Below are 249 nucleotides of genomic sequence, written 5' to 3' on the forward strand. Positions count from 1 at the left end.
CCCCCCTTCCTTAGGGTCTCCGGGTGGACGGCCAGGACCAGGGTGGCCACCTCGGCGAAGGCCACCAGCCAGGGGACCACACTGGGGGTGAGGCCCGTGGCGTCGTCCACGACGAGGGTGACGGGGTTCACCCCTTCGGGGCGCTTGAGGGCCTTGAGGAGGCTCCTCGCCTTCTCCTCGTTCCCCGGGTAGCGCCTCTGCCAGGCCTTGAGGTCGGCCTCGAGGTCCCTACCCCCCCCCACCCCATAC

Annotated in this window: 1 pseudogene; it reads right to left on the bottom strand. The window is 71.1% G+C overall.

Going from position 1 to position 249, the window contains the following annotated elements:
- Positions 1-242, bottom strand: a pseudogene (locus ACYQ0J_RS00015) (ATP-binding protein); the annotation flags it as partial.
- Between the last annotated feature and the right edge of the window lie 7 nt (positions 243-249).

This window comes from Thermus sp. FJN-A, assembly GCF_054655095.1.